Consider the following 19,178-nt stretch of genomic DNA (forward strand, 5'->3'; position numbering starts at 1 on the left):
TTTCCGCCATTAAAAAAGGGCAAGAGCGTAATGGAATAGCGGATGCGCTGGGATTGACCAGAGCGACTGATATAGTCGTGGTCTTTATTGATCGTGGTGATTACTACGGGTCCATGGAGAAGGACACTATAGGTCGTATCATTGATCCAACGAAGCATCTGGACCGGCTTTGCTCTTCGGATAGTTGTAGTGATGGCATCTATCGCTACCCGGTCCCCAAATTCTTCTGGAAACCAAACTCCATGAATGGTTTTTGCATCATTGCCATAGCCGGTAAATTGCAAACTGGGGGACCTGCCAAAACGCTCCATACAAACCCATGAGGCAGAAAACTCTTCTTCAAAGGATTGGAAATTCAGCCAGTCCACATAAAATTGATGCGGTCCTAACATCATCAAAGGATCTCTCATAGCCTCCCTCCCCTCATTCTGTCCCGCCATGCAGCGCATTAGCGCGTGCCCGTTGCAAAGCATGGGCAACCGCACGACCAGTGACAACAGGATCACGGGCACCATTAACATGTACCGTGACATTTTGATTGTGTGTGATGGGGGAACGGTCTTTGTCTCTTTGCTCTCTCGCAGATGAATTTACAGGAAAAGCCCCCGCAAATTGTGCAATCGGTTGAATGGCTGTTTTGCCACCAATATAAGAAACAGCGAATATAGTGGATCCGCCAGCTTTAATATCGCCTTGTAAAAGGTCTTTCCCTCTACTCTTTTTGCTATCAAATCCTGATTTTACAATTCCTTGCTCTCTTTTTTATACTCAAAATTGCCTCTGAAACAGGATAGATTAATCGTAAAAAATATATAAAAGAAGCAAATTATAACATTTTTTCTTATCCTTCTTAATACAAAATAACTGTTAAGCTACAATACGCTAACATTTATCAGTCATAAGTCCAAAACATCATATAATGACGAAACAAATTCATAGAGTGAAGATTTTTCACTATCAACCGTTGTATTAATCTTTCCATAATGCATAAAAATGATGAAGCGGCCCTCGCCCTTTCCCTACTTTTAAAGCATCTGAGGCAGTTAAAGCGCCATGCAAATAATCTTTTGCTTGTTTAACAGCGCAATCCAAAGGTTGGGTAGGTAACAGAGCTGCAATGGCAGCAGAAATGGTACACCCTGTCCCATGATCATGAGTAGTTGAAAGACGAGAGGCTTCAAGTATAACAAGGTTTTCACAATCACAATAAAGATCTGGACTAGAACAATCGTAATTTTCTGTACTATTTTTGGTCAGCGTATTCAAATGTCCCCCTTTTAACAAAACTGCATGACACCCTAGCGCCAAGAGTCGTGGAGCATATTGATACATAGTCTCTAAAGACCATTGCACTTCACGCCCCAATAACAGTGCAGCTTCAGGCAAATTTGGCGTGATCAAAGTTGACATCGGCACAAGAACATCACGCATAATTTCAATTGCATCAGACTTTAAAAGAACATCACCACTTTTTGCAACCATAACCGGATCAAAAACAATGAAACGCGCTTTATGATAAGCAAGACGTTCTGCAATAACCTGTGCAATCTGAGCATTTGCAACCATACCAATTTTAACGGCATCAACATGGATATCCTCAAAAACAGAATCAATTTGATCTGCAACAAAAGAAGCATCTAATGCCTGAAAAGAACGCACACCCTGAGTATTTTGTGCAACAACAGCTGTAACCACACTCATACCATAAGTTTTCATAGCTGAAAAAACCTTCAAATCCGCCTGCATTCCAGCGCCACCAGAAGGATCTGTTCCCGCAATAGATAAAATCCGTGGAATAAAAAGTTTATCTTTTTGTAATTCCATTAACCTCTTTCCTTCTGTTTTTAAATATCGGAAAATGAGTTACCGAAAAAATAGATGCTTGAAAAAACATAAAGAAGATGTTTTCTCATGTGAATTATATTATATATGAAGTCTTCTTATAGATATAAAATGGAAAATGTAGTGCTTATCCTTCGTTCTATTCTTTTTACGTTCGCTTTTTATACAACAACTTTCATACAAATGATTCTTTACGCTCCCGTTTATTTTTTAATGCCCCGCAAAAAGGCATGGATTGTCCCTAAAACATGGGCGCGCGTTACACTCTTTTTGCAAAAATACATCGCAGGCACAAGTTATGAGATTGAAGGTTTAGAAAATCTTCCCAAAGGACCCTATATCATTGCTCCAAAGCATCAATCGGCTTGGGAAACTTTCAGTCTTGTTCCTTATTTTGATGATCCCACTCTCATTTTAAAACGTGAATTGATGTGGATTCCATTGTTTGGCTGGTATATGGCAAAAACGCAAATTATCCCCATTAACCGCACAACACCCATCAAAGCCTTAAAAATGATTATACAAAAAGCAAAAGAGAAAGTAAAACAAGGGCGCCAAATCTTGATTTTTCCCGAAGGAACACGCCGACAACCCGGTCAAGAACCAGATTATAAGTCGGGAATTGTCGCGCTCTATAATGAATTAGGACTTCAAGTTGTTCCTATTGCACATAATGCGGGTTTATATTGGCCACGCAATAATTTTCGCCGCTATCCCGGAACAATTCGTGTCCGTATTCTTCCCCCGATAGAGGCTGGTTTAAGCAAACGTGATTTTCTAGATCAACTTGTCCAAAAAACTGAAAAAGCGTGTGATGAACTGCTTCTCTTAGCAGCTCAAGATCCCACCCCTCCTCCTATGCCACCATACGCTGTTCAGAAACTTCAAAAACTAAATCATCATGAAACAATGCACTGATTGATAAGAATAATGCATAACTTTGTATATTGAGCGGAGTATAGGGAACAAAAATATAAGAAAGATACTTCAAACTTTCTAATTTAAAATTGTAAAACACTTGTACATGATAAGAAATGATCAATGTGTAAATTTTTTTGAAAAAGAATTCTTCCTCTCTTTAAAATCATTTAAATAACATACATCTCATTGATTTATAAGGATATTTTAGCGTTATTCAACTTGAATGAGAACCCTGAATACCGTAAGATTTCTCATTTCAAATCTATTCTAGGTTGAATCAATTAGAATCATTTTCTTACACATTACAAGCGGGGATATCTGTGTGAATAAAACGATACAAGAAAAGATTAAAATGCTTTTTACTAACCGTCTCAAGTGCCAAGGGCTATCCTAACAGGAGAGCAAGAAAAATGCATGATTATGCAGATTCATTCCTTTCTGAGAAATTCAATCCCTCCAAGAACCTGAAATCTTGTACAATCTTCATTATTTAAAAAGTATTTTTTGAGATACTTAAGTCATCAAACCAAATTCAAGGGGAAAATAAAAATGAGAATTGGTTTTTATCCCACAGACACAACGGATACAGCAATTAACCATCTTTCCTTCCTATCCTAGACTTAAATGCTTTGTGTGCTACATTAAAACAATTCTAAATAACGAATAAGAGGGAACTAGATTTAAATTAATGCGACGTCTCTTCTATAATTTATTTTTTTCTGTGATTTTGAGTTTATCCAGCGCTGTTGCTCTAGCGCAGCCTTTTATTTCTGTTGATGTTACAACGAGGCGTATCTTAAAACATAATCAAGCTTTTGAGCGTTGGTATCCTGCTTCCTTGACAAAATTAATGACCGCTTATGTTATTTTTCGTGCCATGAGCCGAGGGGAAGTTTCACCAAACAAACATATCACCATCAGCGAATACGCCGCAAAAGCTCCCTCATATCGTTCAGGCTATAAAGCTGGTTCTGTACTCACACTTGATACAGCCTTAAGTATCACCATGGTTAAATCTACCAATGATTTAGCCATTGCCATGAGTGAAGCTGTTGCGGGTTCACAGAAAGATTTTGTACGTAAAATGAATAGCGAAGCTAAACGTTTAGGCATGTTTGGCACCCATTTTGCGAACGCAAGTGGTTTACCAGATCCTCAAAACTACTCCACGGCACGCGATATTGCTCTTTTAGCCGTTCAAATACGTCGAGAATTTCCACAATATGCTCATTATTTTTCTATTCCAGCCATTGATTTTGGTAATAATCGAAAAATTCAACATAACTCAAACAACCTCATTGGCCGTTTTTATGGGATAGACGGTATGAAAACAGGCTTTATTTGTGCCTCTGGTTTTAATCTTGTTGCCTCAGCCACCCGCAATAAACGTACAATTATTGCTGTCATTCTAGGTGCTAACAACATAAGTGAAAGAGAAGAAAAAGCTGCACAACTTCTTGAAATAGGATTTTTGCACCAAGGAAGCCCCCAATTAACACTAGCAACATTAAAACCTTATGGGAGCAACATAACACAAGCCAACAATATGAGACAACAAACATGCACACCTGAAGCCATAAAAATGCATGCAAATTCATATGATGATCAAGGAAATATTATTCTCACCTCACCTTTTATCACTGCTCCACCTTCTTTTTCTCATCCTTTATCAGTACACCTCATTCGTACGCCACAAACACCTAAAATGACAGTAAAACCACTAAGAAAACCCTATATTCCGTATAAAAGGCACGCAAACCATTCTATAAAAAGCCATAAATCATAATCTACAATTAATTATAATACTTTGATTTATAATCATAATTAATTATTTTGTACCTTATGTCAAAACCACAAGTATTGTAAGATTCTCTCATTTCAAATCTGTATTTGTTGAATCAATAAAACCAGTCTCTTGCGCGCCACAAGGTGGATGAACATGTAGATAAAATAATTAAAACAAGGAATAAAAATCCTTCCTATAAGTCCTTTCAAGAACCAAGAATTATCATAACATTGACGCTAAAAGTGTATAATATACCCACGTGCACCTACCTTTATAAGCGTAAAGATAGTGGTACAATGGATTTCATGGGGGATTAACCATTATATCCCTCACGGACATCATTATAAATTGCTTAGACATACTGAGATATATTTTTTAAAAACAAAACTATGATTGATGATTAACATGAAAATAAAGCGCATCCCTCTCACGCTTATTACGGGTTTTTTAGGCTCTGGCAAAACAACTTTGCTCAACCGTATGCTACAAGACCCTCTTCTAACAGAATGTGCTGTTATCATCAATGAATTCGGCGAAATCAGTATTGACCACCTTCTGGTTGAAAAAACGACAGAAGGAATTATTGAGCTTGCCAATGGTTGCTTATGCTGTAATTTACGCAGTGATCTCATCGACACATTAATTGATTTAATAAATCGCGTTCAGACAGGACAGATCAAACAACTCCATCATATTATCATTGAAACCACAGGAATGGCTGATCCCGCCCCTATTTTACAAATACTTTTAAGCCACCCATTGTTTATTCAAACATTGTCCATAAATGCTGTTCTTGCAACATTTGATACATTAAGTCCACTTTCCATATGTAAGCGCTATCCTGAAATATATAAACAATTAATATTTGCTGATAAAATCATTCTCACCAAAACAGATCTTAGAGACCCACAAACGCTTTCAGATGCACTCCTTAGCACACTTAAAACAATGAATCCTACAGCACAAATCATTGACGGCCATTCTAAAGATTTCTGTTCAAATCTATTAATAAATAACACATTATGGGATGAAAAAGTAGAAAATACAAAACTTAAACAAAATCTTACGACTACCCCACATGATCATACCCCCCATAAAACCATTCGTACCTTTTCACTAAACTGTGAGGGTCCTGTTGATTACGCCACAATTGAAGCTTTTTTAGATCTCCTACAAGAGCGTTATGGTACAAAATTATTACGTATTAAAGCAATTATCGCATTGCGTGATGACCCTTATCGCCCACTTGTATTACATGGCGTACAAACATTTTTTCATCCTCCCATAAGATTGCCGGCATGGCCAAAAGGAATAAAACAAACACGTTTTGTCATCATTGCCGATGGTGTTGAAAAAGACGCAATACAAAAGCTCCTCAATGCTTTTTTTAATAAACCAGCAATAGATACTGCAGACAAAACAGCTCTCTTAGAAAATCCTCTGGTCATTCCAGGAATAAAATTTTAATTTTTTCTCCCCTTCAATGATATAACATTAAATTCATTAGCACCACCATCTTTATGCTTTTAAAGAAGCAAACCGGCACCATTACACACTTTGCTAATTCCCAATGTTGAAACCAAGCCCTTGGTACTTGAGACGGTTTGTAAAAAGCATTTTAGTCTTTCTTGCACAGTTTCACCCACGCGGTTATCCCCGCTTGTAACGTGCAAGAAAATGGTTTTAATTTATTCAACATGGAACGGCTTTGAAATGAGAGAATCTTACGGTATTCAGGGTTCTAATTTAACTTGAATAACACTAAATTATCATTATAAATCAAATTGTTATGATAAAAAATTTAATACCCATCAATCTGCAAACAGATTGTTTTCTCTCTAAATGCGCTTCATCTGCAAACCACTTCATGTGATTCATTTCACAGACCGATTGGCCAAATTCTTGGTTCTAAAATATTCTGCTCAACTCTATATTTATTCAAGCTAATTGAAATCAAAATCCCTGTTAAGAAAAAAAACAAAATCAGACAGAGGCAATATCGCATTTTAAAATATGTGAATGTATCTTATATAACAGCACGACAAGACAATATTTCACAGCATAAAAGAATAAAACTCTTTGAAAGAAATAAAAAGAGAGGTACATTTCATGTTAACTTACTCTTCACTAAAAACGAAGATTGATACCAGTAACGATGTGCAAACAATCCAACTTCTTTGAGAAAATTCCTCTTGGCTTCCCACTTCATATGATTTACTTACATAAAGCTCTATGAAAAAACTCTGCGCTTTAAAATATTGACTACTCACTTAAACACCTTATGTGCAAAGTTTTTGCGTATCCTGTATCACCATTATTAAGTGATAGTGTTTACGGTGCAGTAGGATACAATAACACTCACTGCATTAGAGAAACTGAATTTTTATCAATATCGCGATTAAAAACGTAACGTTTTCCATAAACCTCAACAGTTGGAGGTTGACGATTTTTTTCAAAAAAATCATAACCTTTCTTAAGCATAACCCAGAATTGATAATGAGGATTCTTGCTATGACGTGACATATTATCCTCGGTCATGCGGAAAGGAAAAGCCTGCAACTGAAACTCTCTTTGTCCTCCTTTAAAAGCATCCCGTGCAAACGCATAAATCTGAGCCATGTTCTTATCACTCATAGAATAACACCCTGCGGAAAAGCAAGAACCATGCACCATAAGATTGCTTCCTGTGCGACCATTTTCCTGATCATAAAGGTTAGGAAATCCTATATTAAAAGAGAGATAATATTTTGAATAAGGATTCATTTGGTTTGCGCTAATAGTATAAAAACCCTCTGGTGTCTGAAGATCCCCTTCTTTATATTTAGGTCCAAGCTTACCAGACCATTTGCAAATGCCATAGCGAGCAACCAAGATAAAAGGTCCTGAACGAGATTGCTTCCAAACTTCAGCAAGATTTTCTTCCTTAAAAAACCGCATCATAATCGGTGCATAGGGATCTATATCATACAGAACCATTCTATTTTTGATTTCTTGCGGCAACGGCTGCTCAACTTTAGCGCGAATAGAGGCTGGTAATCTTCCTTCACATGCTGTCAATAGTCCCATTACAAACAACACACACACAGCAAGGAATCTGCTAAATGTCATCGAATAAAACTCCAATCCAACACCCCTCACAAAAAATAACCTATGTTAGAGATCGACCAATTTGAAGGTATTTTTCCCTTCGCTCTTGTTTAAGCACTTGACCATCTTTTCCAGCCATAGCTTTTAAAGCTTCTGAAATAACATCACCCGTTGCATCAATGACAATCTCTTTGCCACGATGCGCTCCCCCTAAAGGTTCCGAAATAATGCCATCAATAATCTTTAAGCGATACAAATCTTGAGCGGTAATACGCATATTCATTGCAGCATCTTTTGCACGAGCTGGATCACGCCATAAGATAGAAGCTGCTCCTTCTGGTGAAATAACAGAGTAAATTGCGTGCTCCAACATATAAACTTTGTTGGCAGCCGCGATTGCTATCGCCCCTCCAGAACCGCCTTCTCCAATAACAACGGAAACCACAGGAACTTTCAAACGCAAAGTTGTAGCTGTTGATTGAGCAATTGCTTCCGCTTGCCCACGTTCTTCAGCGCTTACCCCAGGATAAGCACCTGCTGTATCAATAAAAGTAAGGAGGGGCAAACCAAAGCGGTCAGCCATTTCCATAATACGTACAGCTTTACGATAGCCTTCTGGACGCGCAGAACCAAAATTATAGCGCAAACGTGTTTGCGTATCATGACCTTTCTCTTGACCGATATAAGCAACGGCCTCACCTTTAAAGCGTGCAAACCCCGCTTGAATAGCCTCATCTTCAGCAAACTTGCGATCTCCGGCCAAAGGCGTAACGTCACTCAATAGGCGTTTAGAATAGTCCATAAAATGGGGACGATCCGGATGACGAGCAACTTGTGTTTTTTGCCACGGCGATAATTTTTTATAAATATCGCGCAACGCTGTTTGGGAACGCGTTTCAAGACGAGCAATCTCGTCACTCATATCAAGACTGCCTTTTTCCTGAGAAATTTTTTTTAATTCAAGAATTTTCCCATCAAGATCAGCAACTGGTTTTTCAAAATCAAGATAATTATACATTTGTGTCAACTCATTCAGTGTCACTTATACACTTATAATTTGCTTTATAAAGTCTTTTTCAAAAACATCACCTTTTCTTTAACGAGCCTTTTGCTCATCGGCAAGTGGATGATGCTCATTGACTAAACGATAAAGTCCCTCTTCCAACACATGGGTATAAATCTGAGTGGTAGCAATATCAGAATGACCTAACAAATGTTGAACGGCACGCAAATCAGCACCATTTTGCAAAAGATGACTAGCAAAAGCATGACGCAACACATGGGGAGAAAAGCTATCACTTCCTATCCCTGCTCTTCTAGCGAGATTTTTCAACTCTCGTGCAACGACTTGACGAGCAATATATCCTGTCTCGGAATGCGCAGGAAAAAGATAAGAACTCGTAGCGTCCTTTCCCTGATCACGCAAATTTAACCACTGTGAAAGAACTTGGCATGCTTTTTTTGATAACAGCACCATTCGTTCTTTTTTGCCCTTACCACGAACCAAAACGCTGTATTCCTTCCTTCGAACAGACTGAACCGGCAGACTCACCAACTCACTAATACGTAACCCTGTTGCATAAAGCATTTCAATCAATAGCTGAAGACGCAGTGCACGGAAATAACCTTTGGACCCATAGTCTGCTTGATTGACTTCTAACTCCGCAAAATCAAGCAATTTTATCACTGCATCTTCACTCATGATTTTGGGTAAAGGACGCCCCTGACGAGGTGCATCAATATCATGAGAGGGATCATCTGCTCTCAACCCTTCAGCATAAAGGAATTGATAAAACTGACGCAAAGTCGATAAACGGCGCGCTTGCGACGATGCCGCAAAACCAAAAGTATGCATAAGTGACAAAAGAGTAATTAAATCTTCTTTTTGTGCTGAAAAAAGCGAAACAGAGTGTGAAGACAATTCGTCTTGTGCCCACTGCAAATCATGCTGATAAGCCGCAAGCGTATGAGACGAAGCCCCTCTCTCCGCACTCATCATCTCAAGAAAATGATCTATCACAGCACCACTTTTCATTTCATTGATTCGCTTCCGTAGAAAGATTCCACGAATCCAAGGGAACATCAATGTACATATCCACAGTTACTGGTTCAACCCAAACCACAAGAGCACCCATTATAATGAAAAGAACAGAAAGCAAAATGAAAAGAATCATCAAAAATCTAGTCAATGTTGGCATAAGACAATAACCTACCCAAAAATATTCTATCTCGTATTATGCCTCACAAAGATTAACAGGAATTGACTTTAAGATGGATAAATGCCGAAATAAAGTTATGAAAAGCAATCGACAAAAACGCGTCCCCATAACACAAATAAAGAATCAGCTCTTATCGTCCCTTGATAAAAGAGCACTTGTCCTTGTTGGTCTTATGGGGGCAGGCAAATCAGTGATCGGAAAACGCGTCGCCACCATGCTTCGTTTACCTTTTTATGATTCTGACCAAGAAATTGAAAAAGCTGCACAAATGACAATCACGGAACTCTTTGAAATTTATGGTGAATCCGAATTTCGTGCTCTTGAACAGCGTGTTATTCTAAACCTCATGAAAAAAAGTCCCCTTGTTTTAGCAACAGGTGGTGGTGCCTACATAAATGAAAATATCCGAAAAGCCATTCACCAAAATGGTATATCCATATGGCTAAAAGTCGATCTTGATATCCTCATGCAACGTGTCTCAAAGCACCCAACACGTCCCCTGCTTCAAACAGCCAATCCTAAAGAAACCATGCAAAAACTCATGGAACAGCGTTATCCTATCTATGCAAAGGCAAACTTAACAATTAACAGTCATAAAGAAAGCCGTCATACCGTAGCACAAAATGTTATACGATCCGTACAGCACTACCTATACACAGAAATTAACAATAGGGATAATCAGCATGCAAACCAAAACCGTCACTGTTAAACTTGACAAACACTGTTACGATATCATCATTGGTCCGGGTCTGATTACACAAGCTGCTTCACAGATTAAACATGCTCTTAATAAAAAAGATCCTCATCAAACGCGCTTGGCACTTGTTACAGATACAAATGTTGCTTCCCTTCATTTGGAGATATTGCAAGCAGAATTAACAAAAAATAAAATTCATACTGTCCCTATTATTGTAGAAGCAGGAGAACAATCAAAATCATTTTCAACCCTGCAAGTTGTCATCGATCAAATTCTTGCTGCGCGTTTAGAAAGAGGCGACTGTGTTATTGCTTTTGGCGGTGGTGTCATTGGTGATCTAGCAGGATTTGCGGCAAGTATAATCCGCCGTGGCATGAACTTCATTCAAATGCCCACAACGCTTCTTGCACAAATTGATTCTTCTGTTGGTGGAAAAACGGGAATCAATAGCCAATATGGCAAAAATCTTATTGGTGCCTTTTATCAACCACAATGCGTTATTGCTGACACGTGTCTTCTTGATACCCTGCCACCGCGCGAATTTCGCGCTGGCTACGCAGAAATAGTAAAATACGGTCTCATTAACCAACCTGACTTTTTTGAGTGGCTTGAAAAAAATGGGCAGAAAATTTTCTCTAATGGCCCTATGCGAACAGAGGCCATTGTTCGCTCATGCCAATTTAAAGCTGCCATTGTAGCACGCGATGAGTACGAAACGGGAGAGCGCGCACTCTTAAATCTTGGCCATACATTTGGACACATGCTTGAAACAGCAACCGCTTATGACTCCAACCGTTTAATCCATGGCGAAAGCGTAGCAATTGGGATGATTCTAGCTCATCAATTCTCTGCTCAATTAAATTTAATAAGCCCCACGCTTATACAACGCATTGAAGCGCACTTCAAATTTATAGGATTGCCTACACAATTAAAGGATATCCCAGGGTGTCTACCAGATGCTGAAACTTTAATGACTCTCATTGCCCAAGATAAAAAAGTTTCGCAAAACAATTTGACTTTCATCTTAACACGCGGACTTGGCCAATCATTTATTGCAAAAAATGTTTCACCAGATGCCGTTTTATCCTTTTTGGAACAAAAATTAACAGAAATTCGTTAATTCATATTGAATATAATTGATTCGTTTTTATACTTCTATTAAAGATTAACATGATGATGTCTGCGTAGCTCAGTAGGATAGAGCACAGGATTCCTAAAGAAATTGGGCACTTTGAGGAGAAATCCTCAAAGTGAATCTGCTCAAATTCGGGGAAAGCTTCATGGGCGACTGTATGCCAATCCCGAGCCAAGTCTCTCTTCAAATGAGAGAAAGGTGTAGAGACTGAACGGGCAGCACCTAAAGAGCAAAAGCTTCAAGGTGAAGAGACAGTCCAGACCACAAACAGCCGATAAGGCTGGCGGTGAAAATCGAAGTGGTATGAATCCTGGGGTCGCAGGTTCGAATCCTGCCGTAGACACCATCGTATCAGTCAAATTATTCTTTGTGCACAATATTAGGAATATAGGGAAGCATCATGAAAAAAACTTTGCACATTTTAGGATTTTTCACCGCTTTAAGTTTATCACTCTTCAGCTCAAACAATAGCTTAGCTGGTTCTTTAATCATTGAAGTACCAGACAATCCAGAGCCCAAAACAGAGACCATTACCTATCAGTGTGAAACTGGAGCAGGTAAAGAGCGCATTGAGGCAGTCTATCTTAATGCTGATAATATTTCGTTGGTTGATTTCAAATGGAACGGTGATCGTGTCATTGCTGCTAATGTCATCGCGGCAACAGGAGCAAAATTTGCAGGAGCTCAGTACATCTGGTGGGAAAAGAACAAAGAAGTCACGCTTTATGACCTTGCTCAGGATCCAGAAGAAAAAAAACCTATCCTCTGTAAAGATGAGTCAACATTATTATTTTAAATAACACGGGAAATATTATGAAAAAAATTTCTTTTACTAAACAATTTTTCATTACTTTAAGTGTGCTCCTCCTCGGTTCAATTAATGCATTAGCAAGTTCTTTAGTCATTGAAGTACCAGATGATCCAGAACCAACAACAGAGACCGTCTCCTATCAATGCGATATGGGAACAAGCAAAGAGTATGTTGAAGCAACTTATTATAATGCTGGCAATATTGCGCTTGTTGATTTAAAATGGAACGGTAAGCGCATCGTTGGTTCTAATGTAATTGCCGCTTCTGGAGGAAAATATGTGGGTGGACAATACATTTGGTGGATAACTAAAAATGAAGCCATATTCTACGATCTTATTAATGATCCAAAAGAAGAAAAGCCCATCCACTGTGTAGAAGAAAAAAGCACAGAATAAGGAAGATTCTTACATTTCAAGAACCGCGCTGGCTCTCATCTCGTGATGTTCCTTCTGATGTGGGTAGCTTTTCCTCCGTTTGGTGTAATAAAAGAGCCAGCGGTTTTTCTGATTGTTTTTCTGAATGATGTCGATAAGCTGCCGTATGTGAAAGCAACATAGAAGCTACCGGTGCTGTTAAAAACAAAAAAAACATCAGCAACACTTCATGAAAAACAAAATAATGGTCCACAAATATTGAATAAAGAAATGAAGAAATAAGAATACTACCAACGCCCCAACTCGTACATACTGAAAGCATATGCAAACGCTTATAAAAATTGGAAAAACGCACCAAACCTATCGTTGCGATCAATGTCAATCCAGACCCTAATATTAAGAAAACTGTGATAGCAATAGCAACCACAAGCGATATATCATCTTTCATTCAATAATCTCCCCCCGCATAAGAAATTTCGCCAAAGCGATGCTTGAGACAGATCCTAACAATCCAATAATGAGAGCTGCGACAAAATAAGTGGTTGTTCCTGAACGAATATCGAATGTAAGAAACAAAAGAATAGTGGTTATATAAAGGGCATCCAAACCAACAATTCTATCCTGCGCCCGTGGACCACGAATCAACCGAAACAGCGCGAAAGTCACCGCTAAACTTAAAAAAAACTGTGAAAAGAAAAGCCCCCAATAAAGAATCACCATACTCATAAAAAAATCTCCAAAAGCAATTGCTCATACCGTTGTTTGATCAACTGTTTGTAATCATATCCATTTTTTAAATTTAAGACATGAAGCAAAAGTTCACCCTTTTTACTATTATAGGCAACCCAAGCAGTTCCAGGGGTTGCCGAAAGGATGCATGCTAAAATAGCCAAAGCAGTGCGATTATGAAGCAGAAGAGGTACTACAATAAAACCAGATTTCTGCACTCGAGACCTTTTTGTTAAAACAAACCAAGCCACCGAAACATTTGAGAATATAGAATCTATAAATACTCGAAAAACAAGACGAAAAACCGCACTCCAGCTTTTAATAACAACCTTCTCTGGCTCCAGAAGCCGTATCATCCAACCACAAAACAAAGCGGTTAAAATCCCTAAAAGCAATTGCCCTAAACTAAAACCATTTAAAATAAGCCACATAAGGACAATGACACCACTGAAAAAAGGGGAAGGACAAAAACAATTCATTTACTTATCTCCCTATTTTCGAGAGAAAAATCCGTTAAAACGCTCCCAATATAGTTTTGAGGTTCATACAAAGTCTTAGCAGTTTCAGACATATAATGACTAACAGGACTGGCTACAATTGTTATAAGAAAACACAAAGCAAGGAGAACGGCAATAGGCGCAAATTCTATCACTTGCACACGAGGAATACGCCCTTCAAGAGAAACCCAAAAAGTTCGGATACCCGTTCGTGTCAATGCAATCAAAGCCGCAAAACCAGAGAGAGTGACAAAAACTACAAAAAGCCAATCTTGGTAAACCGGAAGAGAAGTAGAAAAATCCTCTCTACTGTGGTTTAAAATTGCCATGAACATCATAAATTTAGCAACAAAACCAGAAAAAGGCGGCAATCCAATAATCAAAATGGCACAGATACCAAAACAAGCTCCAAGAATTGCCAAGGTTACTGGAAAATAGATGCCAACTTCATCTTCTTCCTCCTCTTCATCGTCACCATACACCTCCATTGTGACAGCAAGAACATTAGCAGCCACATCTTGACAGCGTTCTACCAACTCTACCAAAAGAAAAAAAGCTCCCAGTGCTAAAGTTGAAGAAACAATATAAAAAAGTGCGCCTGCTGTCAGTGCTGCATTGCCTATCCCGATCGCAGCCAACAATGTGCCAGAAGAGACAAGAACGCTATAAGCTGCCAAACGCACCAAAACTTGGCTCGCCAATACTCCAATAAAACCAATAATCATAGTGGCAAGCCCACCATAAAACAAAACCGTATGACCAAAATGGTTAAAATATTCACTTTCAGAACCAAACCATAGCAACGTTAAACGTAAAATAATATAAATACCAACCTTGCTCAAAAGTGCAAAAGAAGCTCCAACAGGCGCTGCTGCTGCACTGTAAGTTGGCACCAACCAAAAATTAAGCGGCCACATACCCGCTTTAAGCAAAAAAGCAATACCTAAAAGTGCAACACCTATTTCGAACAAAACAATATCTGTAGAAGATATATATTTTATTTTAACAGCCAAATCGGCCATATTAAGAGTACCAACGACTCCATAAATGAGCGCTATACCAACTAAAAAAAATAATGAAGCAACAAGATTAACCACAACATAATGCAACCCTGCACGCACGCGTGTCTGACCAGAACCATGCAAAGCAAGCCCATAGGAAGCCGTTAACATAACTTCAAAAAACACAAATAAATTAAATAAATCGCCAGTCAAAAAAGCACCATTTATCCCCACCATAAAAAATTGCATTAGTGACTGAAAATGAGAACCAGCTTTGTACCAATGAGCCCGCGCAAAAACCAATACGCTAGTCACCAACAAGCTGGAAAGTAAAAGCATCATAGCGCTTAAGCGATCAAGGACTAAAACAATTCCAAAAGAAGACGGCCAATTACCAAGTCGATAAACATCGCAAGCCGGTGCTATTTCAAGAGTACGTATAATCAATAAAATGGCAGTAACGACCAACAGTCCCGCAGAAGAAAGACTGATGAATGATTTAAGTCTTGCACGACGTTCATCATAAAAAAGAAGAAGTGCTCCAGTGATTAACGGCAAAAGAATAGGCAAAATAAGGAGATGATGCACTCCTATTTCCATTATTGCACCTCACGTCCATCAACGTGATCAGAACCCGTTAAACCACGTGAAACCAACAAGATAACTAAAAATAAAGCTGTTGTTGCAAAACCAATCACAATCGCAGTTAAAACCAAGGCTTGTGGAAGAGGATCGACATAATTAGCTGGATTAATAACAGTGGTAGGATCAACAATTGGAGCAGCATTACTACGCGGTCTACTCATTGAAAATATAAAAAGATTAACACCATAGGAGATCAAGGACAAACCAAGAATGACTTGAAAAGTACGTGGACGCAAAACAAGCCAAATACCTGATCCGACAAAAACACCGATACCCAAAGAAAGAACAATTTCCATTAATTTTCCTTCTCTTTTAAAATAGGTTTCTTACCGATTCGGTAACTCCGAATTGACTGGTGTGCAAGTGCAATTAAAATGAGAACAGTTGCTCCTAACACAAGAGAAAGCACACCAAAATCAAACAAAAAAGCAGATGCCATGGGAACTTTCCCAATTAACGGAAGATGAATATATCGAAAAAAGGATGTTAAAAAAGGATATCCAAAAAACCAAGAGCCCATCCCCGTTACGACTGACAATAATAAACCAAAGCCTATCCAACGCAAAGGTAAAACTCTCAAATGCGTTTCCACCCACCGAATATCGCGTGCAAGATATTGTAAAATAAATCCTATAGCCAAAGTAATACCACCGACAAATCCACCTCCTGGCAGATCATGCCCTCGCATGAATAAATAAATAGCAAAAGCGATAATAATCGGAAAGAGCCAACCCATAATAACAGCAGGAACAGCTAAATAATTCAATACTGTATCTCCCACATTTCGATTAGGCTGTGCTATATCAAAGGCTTTCTGGATACGTTGTTGAAAAGGCGCATCAATACTCTCAGGCGCAGGACGAAAACGTCGTAAGAGTGCAAAAACAGTAAGGGAAACAACACCCAAAACCACAATTTCTCCCATGGTATCAAAACCACGGAAATCAACCAATAACACATTCACAACATTGCGACCACCAGCATCTGAGTAAGCATGCGTTAGAAAAAAATCAGAAATCGTTGTACCTTGGGGACGTGTCATCACTGCAAAAGAAAGCCATGCTACACCAGCACCTCCTACAAGGGATATGATGAAATCACGGAAACGACGCAAACGAACCCAAAAATGAACAGCAGCTGGCCCAGGGTCATGCAAACGTTTAGGCAACCACCGTAAACCAAGCAATAATAAAACGACTGTAACAACCTCAACAACCAATTGTGTTATTGCTAAATCAGGAGCAGAAAGCCATAAAAAGGTTGCACAAGTCATCAAACCAGCTCCCCCTAAAAGCATAAGTGAAGCAAGACGATGAAACTTTGCTCGCCAAGCAACTAAAAGCGCACATAATCCGCCAACCAGCCAAAGAGCGAGAAAAGGAATATCAAGTGGAAAAAGCGGTAATGTCCCCACTGGAATGAAACCATCGCACCAAAGTAAAAGACCAACAAAGGCAAAACAGACCCAAAAAATCCAATGCAATTGGATCTGCAAACGGCGTGTTGACAAAGCAGACTCCACCGCACGGGCCCATTTCCAAGAAATAATTACGAGAATGCGTTCAAAAATACGCGGTCCTTTTAAGTGACGGAAAAAAGGAGCCCCATCATCACAGGATAAAAAATAACGATGCCCAACAGCATAGAGCAATCCGCCCCCTAATAATGCAACAAAGCTCATCACTAATGGAGTGTTAAACCCATGCCAAACAGCCAAACTATAAGGAATTGTCATTGGTCCTAAAACAGACACGACCGCATTATCTAAAATAGGTCCTATTGTTAAATTAGGAAAAATACCAACCGCTAAACAAATAAACACCAAAAGCTCCATTGGTAAACGCATGAAATGCGGTGGTTCATGGGGAGTCTTGGGTAAATTGTCAGGCTTTGGTCCTAAAAAAACGCCATGAATAAAGCGTATAGAATAGGTCACACTAAACAGACTAGCTAGCGTTGCCACATAAGGCGCAATCCAATCGAGCCATGATTCCATATGCGTTTCAACAGCTTCAGCAAAAAACATCTCTTTCGATAAAAAACCATTCAACAAAGGAACCCCAGCCATCGCTGCACTCGCAACTAAAGCAAGAGTTGCTGTGATAGGCATAGAACGATAAAGCCCTGACAGTTTACGCATATCACGTGTTCCCGTCTCGTGATCAATAATGCCAGCAGCCATAAATAAAGAAGCTTTAAAAGTAGCATGATTGGCCATATGAAAGATCGCCGCAACACATGCAAGTGGACTACCAAGACTTAAAAGTGTTGTAATTAATCCAAGATGACTAATAGTCGAGTAAGCAAGCAGTCCTTTCAAGTCTTGCTGAAACATGGAAAAATAGGCACCTAGAAGAAGAGTTGAGAGTCCTGAAAAGCCAACCAGCCAAAACCAAGATTCTGTTCCAGAGAGCACAGGCCATAAACGAACAAGCAAAAACAATCCCGCTTTTACCATTGTTGCCGAATGCAAATAAGCCGATACGGGAGTTGGAGCAGCCATCGCGTTAGGTAGCCAAAAATGAAAGGGAAATTGCGCGCTTTTTGTTAACCCTCCCAATAAAATACAAATAAGGATAGGACTATAAAGAGAACTTGACCGGATCATATCTCCAGACTGTAGCACCTTATCCAAATCAAAACTGCCAACAGTATACCCAATCAATAAAACTCCAATAAAAAGAGCAAAGCCGCCAAAACCTGTGATCGTTAGAGCCATACGCGCACCCTCACGCGCACTTGCATTATGGTACCAATAGCCGATCAGCAAAAAAGAAAAAATACTGGTAAGTTCCCAGAAAACAACCAAAAAGATGAGATTACCTGATAAAACTATTCCTATCATTGATCCCATAAAGGCCAAAAAAAAGGAAAAAAAACGCGGTACAGAATCCGCTGGATCTATGTAATAACGTGAATAAATGACAACAAGCAGCCCAATCCCTGTAATAAGCAAGCAAAAAAGCCAGGACAAACCATCTATGCGGAGAATCAAATCGCTTCCCCATTCTGGAAGCCAAGAAATATCTAAACGCACTATGTGGTTTCCGCGAACTTCCGGATAAAGCATTATTGTAAAAATAAGACAGAAAAGTGCGACGACCCCAGCAAACCACGCTTCATTATTTTTTGCTGTCGAACGAAAAAAGCCAATGACAGCACTTCCACCAAAAGGAAGCAAAACGAGCAATACCAACATTGCTTCCCGTGTTGTCATTCTTTAAACTCCATTTTACCTTAATATTTTGTCATCGACAAAACAAAAACTTATATTCTCACCCCCCATTCCACACTTAATGATAATAAGATTTAATAAAACTTAAAAGCATTTAAATTTAAAAAAAACAATGCTTGCATGAAAATACTGCGCACCACACAAGTCTTCTCTTTATTGTAAGAACAATAACGCCCACGACAAGAAGCAATTAAAATTT

The 19,178-nt window shown here is 39.0% G+C and carries 18 protein-coding genes; 7 read left to right on the plus strand and 11 right to left on the minus strand.

Going from position 1 to position 19,178, the window contains the following annotated elements; genetic code table 11:
• A partial coding sequence (locus ACFINH_RS02735) for a phage tail protein (protein WP_375632096.1) occupies positions 1-410 on the minus strand: 410 nt, incomplete at its 3' end.
• Positions 411-969: 559 nt separating this feature from the next.
• On the minus strand, positions 970-1,824 hold the full coding sequence (gene thiD / locus ACFINH_RS02740; protein ID WP_375612742.1) for a bifunctional hydroxymethylpyrimidine kinase/phosphomethylpyrimidine kinase: 855 nt from the start codon (positions 1,822-1,824) through the stop codon (positions 970-972).
• Positions 1,825-1,953: 129 nt separating this feature from the next.
• Here thiD and ACFINH_RS02745 point away from each other — a divergent pair, with 129 nt between their 5' ends.
• The 3 genes from ACFINH_RS02745 to ACFINH_RS02755 all read left to right on the plus strand — a co-directional run bounded on the left by ACFINH_RS02745 (position 1,954) and on the right by ACFINH_RS02755 (position 6,016).
• A complete protein-coding gene (locus tag ACFINH_RS02745) occupies positions 1,954-2,760 on the plus strand; it encodes a 1-acyl-sn-glycerol-3-phosphate acyltransferase (protein WP_273790137.1) in 807 nt (268 codons plus the stop codon).
• 691 nt (positions 2,761-3,451) lie between these two features.
• The gene (locus ACFINH_RS02750) at positions 3,452-4,549 is read left to right on the plus strand and encodes a D-alanyl-D-alanine carboxypeptidase family protein (protein ID WP_375611309.1); all 1,098 of its coding nucleotides are present in this window, start codon (positions 3,452-3,454) and stop codon (positions 4,547-4,549) included.
• Positions 4,550-4,954: 405 nt separating this feature from the next.
• Entirely contained in the window at positions 4,955-6,016 is a 1,062-nt protein-coding gene (locus ACFINH_RS02755; protein WP_375632097.1) for a CobW family GTP-binding protein, read from the plus strand.
• Positions 6,017-6,907: 891 nt separating this feature from the next.
• On the opposite strand, the gene ACFINH_RS02760 is transcribed toward ACFINH_RS02755, so the two are convergent.
• The 3 genes from ACFINH_RS02760 to ACFINH_RS02770 all read right to left on the minus strand — a co-directional run bounded on the left by ACFINH_RS02760 (position 6,908) and on the right by ACFINH_RS02770 (position 9,671).
• Entirely contained in the window at positions 6,908-7,657 is a 750-nt protein-coding gene (locus tag ACFINH_RS02760) for a L,D-transpeptidase family protein (RefSeq protein WP_375612743.1), read from the minus strand.
• Positions 7,658-7,697: 40 nt separating this feature from the next.
• Positions 7,698-8,654: an acetyl-CoA carboxylase carboxyltransferase subunit alpha gene (locus ACFINH_RS02765; RefSeq protein WP_375611312.1), complete on the minus strand. Its 957-nt coding sequence runs from the start codon at positions 8,652-8,654 to the stop codon at positions 7,698-7,700.
• Between the two features lie 78 nt (positions 8,655-8,732).
• Positions 8,733-9,671, minus strand: coding sequence for a site-specific tyrosine recombinase XerD (locus tag ACFINH_RS02770; RefSeq protein WP_375628561.1), 939 nt, complete (start codon positions 9,669-9,671; stop codon positions 8,733-8,735).
• A 260-nt stretch (positions 9,672-9,931) separates the two neighbouring features.
• Here ACFINH_RS02770 and ACFINH_RS02775 point away from each other — a divergent pair, with 260 nt between their 5' ends.
• From ACFINH_RS02775 to ACFINH_RS02790, 4 genes are all read left to right on the plus strand, one after another.
• Positions 9,932-10,564 (plus strand): shikimate kinase, encoded by a 633-nt coding sequence (locus tag ACFINH_RS02775; protein ID WP_375606223.1) that lies wholly within the window; start codon positions 9,932-9,934, stop codon positions 10,562-10,564.
• Positions 10,539-11,672: a 3-dehydroquinate synthase gene (gene aroB, locus ACFINH_RS02780; protein WP_375612745.1), complete on the plus strand. Its 1,134-nt coding sequence runs from the start codon at positions 10,539-10,541 to the stop codon at positions 11,670-11,672. The genes ACFINH_RS02775 and aroB overlap by 26 nt, the downstream gene beginning before the upstream one ends.
• A gap of 415 nt (positions 11,673-12,087) precedes the next feature.
• Complete coding sequence (locus tag ACFINH_RS02785) at positions 12,088-12,483, plus strand: MliC family protein (protein WP_375611315.1); 396 nt, start codon at positions 12,088-12,090, stop codon at positions 12,481-12,483.
• A gap of 17 nt (positions 12,484-12,500) precedes the next feature.
• On the plus strand, positions 12,501-12,893 hold the full coding sequence (locus ACFINH_RS02790) for an MliC family protein (protein WP_375611316.1): 393 nt from the start codon (positions 12,501-12,503) through the stop codon (positions 12,891-12,893).
• A gap of 16 nt (positions 12,894-12,909) precedes the next feature.
• Here ACFINH_RS02790 and mnhG read toward each other — a convergent pair whose 3' ends face one another.
• From mnhG to ACFINH_RS02820, 6 genes are read right to left on the minus strand one after another with little or no spacing between them, the layout of a single operon-like run.
• Positions 12,910-13,320 carry a monovalent cation/H(+) antiporter subunit G gene (gene mnhG / locus ACFINH_RS02795; RefSeq protein WP_375611317.1) on the minus strand — a complete coding sequence of 137 codons (411 nt, stop codon included), beginning with the start codon at positions 13,318-13,320 and terminating at the stop codon, positions 12,910-12,912.
• The gene (locus ACFINH_RS02800) at positions 13,317-13,598 is read right to left on the minus strand and encodes a K+/H+ antiporter subunit F (protein ID WP_375632098.1); all 282 of its coding nucleotides are present in this window, start codon (positions 13,596-13,598) and stop codon (positions 13,317-13,319) included. Before ACFINH_RS02800 ends, mnhG begins: the two co-directional genes overlap by 4 nt.
• Complete coding sequence (locus ACFINH_RS02805) at positions 13,595-14,080, minus strand: Na+/H+ antiporter subunit E (protein ID WP_375611318.1); 486 nt, start codon at positions 14,078-14,080, stop codon at positions 13,595-13,597. The genes ACFINH_RS02800 and ACFINH_RS02805 overlap by 4 nt, the downstream gene beginning before the upstream one ends.
• On the minus strand, positions 14,077-15,699 hold the full coding sequence (locus ACFINH_RS02810; protein ID WP_375632099.1) for a monovalent cation/H+ antiporter subunit D: 1,623 nt from the start codon (positions 15,697-15,699) through the stop codon (positions 14,077-14,079). Before ACFINH_RS02810 ends, ACFINH_RS02805 begins: the two co-directional genes overlap by 4 nt.
• Positions 15,699-16,040 (minus strand): Na+/H+ antiporter subunit C, encoded by a 342-nt coding sequence (locus tag ACFINH_RS02815; RefSeq protein WP_273790150.1) that lies wholly within the window; start codon positions 16,038-16,040, stop codon positions 15,699-15,701. The genes ACFINH_RS02810 and ACFINH_RS02815 overlap by 1 nt, the downstream gene beginning before the upstream one ends.
• On the minus strand, positions 16,040-18,961 hold the full coding sequence (locus tag ACFINH_RS02820; protein ID WP_375632100.1) for a monovalent cation/H+ antiporter subunit A: 2,922 nt from the start codon (positions 18,959-18,961) through the stop codon (positions 16,040-16,042). The genes ACFINH_RS02815 and ACFINH_RS02820 overlap by 1 nt, the downstream gene beginning before the upstream one ends.
• Positions 18,962-19,178: the final 217 nt, after the last annotated feature.

Source organism: Bartonella sp. AA74HLJMH (assembly GCF_042197045.1).
In the GTDB taxonomy this organism is placed as follows: Bacteria; Pseudomonadota; Alphaproteobacteria; order Rhizobiales; family Rhizobiaceae; genus Bartonella.